Origin of the sequence: Roseisolibacter sp. H3M3-2 (assembly GCF_029211165.1) — a bacterium.
GTDB lineage: Bacteria > Gemmatimonadota > Gemmatimonadetes > Gemmatimonadales > Gemmatimonadaceae > Roseisolibacter.
On the sequence record NZ_JARGEK010000323.1, the window covers coordinates 1 to 5592 of the forward strand.

At 73.1% G+C, this 5592-nt stretch carries 6 protein-coding genes and 1 pseudogene; all 7 read left to right on the plus strand.

What is annotated here, in order from left to right:
• A pseudogene (locus PYV61_RS20045) lies at positions 1-578 on the plus strand (hypothetical protein); the annotation flags it as partial.
• A gap of 26 nt (positions 579-604) precedes the next feature.
• A complete protein-coding gene (locus PYV61_RS20050; RefSeq protein ID WP_275834947.1) occupies positions 605-1084 on the plus strand; it encodes a flagellar hook capping FlgD N-terminal domain-containing protein in 480 nt (159 codons plus the stop codon).
• 138 nt (positions 1085-1222) lie between these two features.
• A complete protein-coding gene (locus PYV61_RS20055) occupies positions 1223-2734 on the plus strand; it encodes a flagellar hook protein FlgE (RefSeq protein WP_275834949.1) in 1512 nt (503 codons plus the stop codon).
• 138 nt (positions 2735-2872) lie between these two features.
• Positions 2873-3424, plus strand: coding sequence for a flagellar basal body-associated FliL family protein (locus tag PYV61_RS20060; RefSeq protein ID WP_275834951.1), 552 nt, complete (start codon positions 2873-2875; stop codon positions 3422-3424).
• 12 nt (positions 3425-3436) lie between these two features.
• Complete coding sequence (locus PYV61_RS20065; RefSeq protein WP_275834953.1) at positions 3437-4465, plus strand: FliM/FliN family flagellar motor switch protein; 1029 nt, start codon at positions 3437-3439, stop codon at positions 4463-4465.
• Between the two features lie 212 nt (positions 4466-4677).
• Positions 4678-5085: a flagellar motor switch protein FliN gene (fliN, locus tag PYV61_RS20070; protein WP_275834955.1), complete on the plus strand. Its 408-nt coding sequence runs from the start codon at positions 4678-4680 to the stop codon at positions 5083-5085.
• 31 nt (positions 5086-5116) lie between these two features.
• The coding region (locus PYV61_RS20075; RefSeq protein WP_275834957.1) for a flagellar biosynthetic protein FliO at positions 5117-5592 on the plus strand (476 nt) is incomplete at its 3' end.

Below are 5592 nucleotides of genomic sequence, written 5' to 3' on the forward strand. Positions count from 1 at the left end.
CGCCGCGCTTCGCCGCGCCAGCCGCGACGGTGCTCGGCGCGGCGGCGGTGGACCGGCTGACCGCGGTGACCGACCGCTTCGAGGCCGCGGCCGCCGGGCGCGGCGTGTCGTCGCTGGAGCTGCGCGTGGACAACGCCGCCGGCGGCGAGGACCGCATCCGCGTGGACGTGCGCGGGGTGACGGTCGACGCGCGGATCGACGTGAAGGACGCCGACGCCGCGGACCGCCTGGCGGCGCGCGTGGGCGACCTGCGCGACGCGCTCGGCCGGCAGGGGCTGACCGCCGACGCGCTGCGCGCCGCCGCGTCGCCGCGCGCGTCGGAGACGGCGCAGACGCACGCCAGCGACGCGAGCCGCGTGACCGCCGCCGCCGGCGCGGGCGCGGCGGGCGACGCCGGCGCCTCGGGGTCGTCGAACAACTCGCAGTCGCAGCAGCAGCGGGACCAGCACGGGCGCGAGACGCAGGGACGCGACGCGCAGCAGCAGCACGGATCGCGCGAGGAGCGCCGCCGGCAGGACGCCGAGCGCTGGCTCGCGGACGAGTTCACGCCGCCCGCGCGCGGCCGCGCGGCGCGCTGAGCGCCCTCCCCCTCCCACGCACCCCGATGCCCGTCAACTCCACGACCTCGGCGCCGCCCTTGGGCGCCGTGCAGCCGACGCCCGCCGGCGCGATCCCGAACAACCCCAAGGGCGCGCTCGGCAAGGACCAGTTCCTCCAGATGCTGGTCGCGCAGATGAAGAACCAGGACCCGCTCTCGCCCATGGACGGGCAGCAGATGGCGGCGCAGCTGGCGCAGTTCTCGAGCGTCGAACAGCTCGTGACGCTGAACGAGACGATGTCGGCGCAGGCCGGCGCGCAGGCCGCACTCCTCGAGTCGCTCGGCGGCAGCATGACGCTCGGCGCGATCGGCAAGTCGGTCGAGGTGGACCCGTCGCGCGCGGTGGACGCGAACGGCGACCCGGCGCCCGAGGGCGCGCCGCTCAAGGGCACCGTCGACGGCGTGCGCTTCACGACCGAGGGCCCGATGCTGACGATCGGCCAGTACGAGTTCCCGTTCGGCGCGATCCTGTCGATCAAGCACTAAAAAAAAAACGCGCCCGGACACGAAATCCGGGCGTGCTCTGCCGTAACTCCGCGCGACTCTCGCGCGTCACTCCACGTCGCGCGCCGACGCTGCCACGTCGCCGCGCTCCCGCCTCACTCCCCCAGGAGACCCCTTCCCATGCTGCGTTCCCTCTTCGCCGGCGTGTCGGGCCTGCGCAATCACCAGGTCCGTATGGATGTTATCGGCAACAACATCTCGAACGTTAACACCGTCGCCTTCAAGGCCGGCCGCGTCACGTTCAAGGAAGGCTTCGCGCAGCTGCTCGCCGGCGCCAGCCGGCCGCCGGGGGACCAGGGCGGCATCAACCCGATCCAGGTGGGGCTCGGGATGCAGATCGGCTCCATCGACCAGCTGTACACGCAGGGCAACATCGAGACGACCGGCCAGAGCACCGACCTCGCGATCCAGGGCGACTCGCTGTTCGTGGTGCGCAAGGGGAACCAGAGCTACTACACGCGCTCGGGCAACTTCCAGCTCGACGCCGACGGCAAGCTGGTGTCGCCGACCAACGGCTTCGTCGTGCAGGGCCGCATGTACGAGAACGGCCAGCTCAAGGACGGCATCCAGGACATCCGCCTCCCGTTCGGGCAGAAGGTGTCGGCGAAGCCGACCAGCGAGATGACGCTCGGCGGCAACCTGAACGCCGCCGCCCCGACGTTCGTCGGCGACTTCGACGACGCCGGCCGCGCCGACCCGCAGAACGCGAAGGCGTGGACCGAGACGACGCTCGGCGTGTTCGACTCGCAGGGCACGAAGTGGGACGTGAAGGTCCAGTTCTGGAAGACCGGCCCGAACACGTGGGAGTGGCAGCTCGACCCGATGGTCAGCGCGGCGACGGTCGACTACGTGGTCGACGGCGACTTCGCCCTCCCCACCGACGCGGCCACCGGCCTCCCCGACGGCTACGAGATCCTCGAGGAGAACATCGAGGTCACCAGCCCCTCGGGCACGCCGTACAAGAACCCCGACGACTTCACGATCAACGGCTCGGGCGCGGTGGTGTTCGGCGCGTCGATCCCCGCGGGCTCGCAGGTCAAGATCAACTACCACATGAGCCCCGACACGGCGGTCGCCGGCACCAACCGCGGCACGCTGACGTTCGACTCGGCCGGCACGATCATCCCGCCCGCCGACCAGCCGGCGATCGACTTCGCGGTGCCGGGCGCCCTGCCCGTGCAGGTCAAGCTCGCGGTGGGCTCGGGCGTCAACGGCCTCACGCAGTTCGCGACCGCCAGCACCGCCGTGCTGCGCGACCAGAACGGCTACACGGCCGGGCAGCTGCAGAACTTCTCGATCGACCGCACGGGGCTCGTCACCGGCTTCTTCACCAACGGCACGACGACGCCGCTCGGCCAGATCGTGCTGGCGGACTTCAACAACCCGTCGGGCCTCCTGCGCGTCGGCGACAACATGTACCAGGAGTCGGCCAACTCGGGCGGCGCGGTGCTCGGCTTCGCCCTCGAGGGGAGCCAGTCGCAGATGACCTCGGGCGCCCTCGAGATGTCGAACGTCGACCTGGCGCAGGAGTTCACGAACATGATCATCGCCCAGCGCGGCTTCCAGGCGAACTCCAAGGTCGTGACGACCTCGGACGAGATGCTCCAGGAGCTGATGCAGCTGAAGCGGTAATCCCGACCGCGGCAAGTTCTTCCGGCGCGCCGGGCGGCACGATCTGCCGCCCGGCGCGTCTTGTCGTTCCTGGCGCGCGCGTAAGTCGTTGCGGGACAACGCACTTCGCCTGGCACCGCCCCTGCCTCTGCCCCCGGCATGTCCAATCCCGAGACCGCCGCCCCCGCCGACGCCCCCGAGGGCGGGAAGAAGGGTGCGTCGAAGCTGGTCCTGATCCTCGCCCTCGTCGGCGGCCTGGCGGCCGGCGGCGCGGGGGGCGCGTTCGCCCTCGGGCCGATGGTCGCCAAGAAGGTCGCCCCCTCCGCCGCGGCCGACTCGGCGCACGCCGAGGAGGAGCCGGAGGAGGAGGAGGCGAAGGAGGGGGAGGGCGCCGCCGCGGCGAAGCCCGTCCACACGATCGACAACCTGGTGCTGAACCCCGCCGAGTCGGGGGGGCAGCGCTTCCTGCTGCTGACGATCGCGTTCGAGCTGAAGGACGCCGCCGCGCTCGAGGAGCTGAAGGCGCGCGACGCCGAGCTGCGCGACGCGGTGCTGCAGAGCGTCGGCGCGAAGTCGGTCGACTACCTGTCGGACATGACGAAGCGCGACTCGATCCGGGCGGAGCTCAAGACCGTGGCGGGGAAGTTCTTCCCCGACGCCAAGAAGCCGGTCGTGCGCCGCATCTACTTCCCGCAGTTCGTCATCCAGTAGGCCGGGCGCGCCATGTCCTCCGACATGCTCTCGCAGTTCGACATCGACCGCCTGCTGGGGGGCGCCGGCGCGGCGGTCCCGGCGGCGGCCGCGAACGCGTTCGGCGGCGGCGCGTCGGCCGCGGCGGCCGACCAGGAGGTGACGGCGTACGACTTCCGCCGCCCGCACCGCGTCTCCAAGGAGCGGCTGCGCACGCTGGAGGCGATGTACGAGCGCCTGTGCAAGTCGCTCGAGGGGTGGCTGGTGTCGCGCGCCCGCGGCCACGTCGAGCTGCGGCTGCAGAGCGTCGAGCAGTTCTCGTTCGGCGAGTTCGCGCTGTCGCTGCCGACGCCGTGCGCGACCTACGTGTTCGACGTGAAGGGGAGCGGCGGCGTGCAGGGCGTGATCGACGTCGGGCACGAGTTCGCGTACTTCCTCATCGACCGCCTGTTCGGCGGCGGCGGGGCGCCGAGCATCCCGGGGCGCGCGCTGTCGCCGGTGGAGCGGATGGCCGTGCGCACGGTGGCCGAGCGCACCGCGTCGCTGCTGGAGGAGATCTGGTTCGACCACGTCCCGCTCGAGCTGAGCGTGACCGGCTTCGAGTCGAGCCCCGAGATCCTGCAGATCGCCAACCGCGAGGACCCGGTCCTCGTCGCCAACATCGAGGCGGTCGCGGGGCAGGCGAGCTCGCTGCTGCTGATCTGCCTCCCGTTCTCGGTGCTCGAGAAGTTCTTCCAGTCGAGCGGGCAGCGCCGGATCGGCGGCGCCGCGGGGTCGGAGCGCGAGCAGCGCGAGGCGCGCCAGCGCACCGAGCTCGCGCTGCGCGCCACGCCGGTCGCCGTGTCGGCGCGCCTGCCGCAGTTCCAGATGTCGCTGCGCGACCTGAGCAACCTCGCCCCCGGCCAGGTGCTGTCGACCGGCATCCCGCGCGACGCGGAGCTGAGCGTCCTGATCGGCGGCCGCGAGCGCTCGCGCGGCGCCGCCGGCCGCGTCGGCCGCCGCCTCGCCGTCCGCCTGCTCGACCAGCTCTCGCCGCCGCAGCCGAACGAGGAGAACGGGTGAGAACCGGATACGGCGGGATCGGATGAGACGATCGCGGGTGGAGCGAACTCGGATGGGGCGAACTCGGATGGAGCGAGCCCCGCCGCACCCGCGCCACCCGAGTTCGCCCCGCCCGAGTTCGACGCATCCGAGTTCGACGCATCCGAGTTCGACGCATCCGAGTTCGCCCTTCCCGGCTTCGCCTCACCCGACCTCGCCCCACCCGGCCCCTCATGAATCCCGCCGAAATCGACGCCCTCGTCGCCAGCGTGCAGGCCGCGAAGGCCAGCGGCCAGCCGATCCCGCAGGCCGCCCCCGCGGAGCCCGACCCGGCCGCGTACGGCCTCGCCCCCGACTTCGGCGCCGGCGCGCTGGCCGGCAGCGAGGTGCCGCTCGGCATGCTGCTCGACCTGTCGCTCCCGGTGTCGATCGAGCTGGGGCGCACGAGCATGACGGTGCAGGAGATCCTGCGCCTCGGCCGCGGCGCGGTGATCCAGCTCGACCGGCTGGCCGGCGAGCCGATCGACGTCTACGTCGGCGACCGCAAGTTCGCCGAGGGCGAGGTGGTGGTGCTGGGCGAGCACTTCGGCGTGCGCATCGTGCGCATCTTCGCGGCGACGCCGCAGCCGCAGGCCGCCTGACCGCGCGCGCCGCCGCCGTCCCCGCCGCCCGATGACTCTCAGCGCCACCCTCGGCGTCTTCGTCGCCCTCGGCGCCGTCCTGGCGCTGCTCGTCGTCGTGCTGCGCGCGCTCAAGCGCTTCGCGCCGCACGCCGGCGCGGGGCGCGGCCGCCTGCCGATGGAGGTCGTGCAGCGCCTCCCGCTCGGGCCGCGGCAGAGCATCGCGGTGGTGCGCGTCGGCGAGCGCGTGCTGGCGGTGGCGATGAGCGAGGGCGGGATGCAGCCGCTCGCGGAGCTGGAGGGGGAGGACCGCGCCGCGGTGCTCGCCGCCTCGACGGCGCCGACGCCGCTGGCCTCGTCGCCGCTGGCGCTGCGCGGGGTGACGACGGCGCTGGCCGCGCACGCCGAGCTGCGCACGCTGCCGGGGGCGGAGTGGCTGGCGAAGCGGTTCGCGCCCGCCGCGGTGGCGACGCCGGCGCCGGTCGCGGCGCCCGCGACGGCGGAGACGCCGGCGCCCGCGGTCGCGGC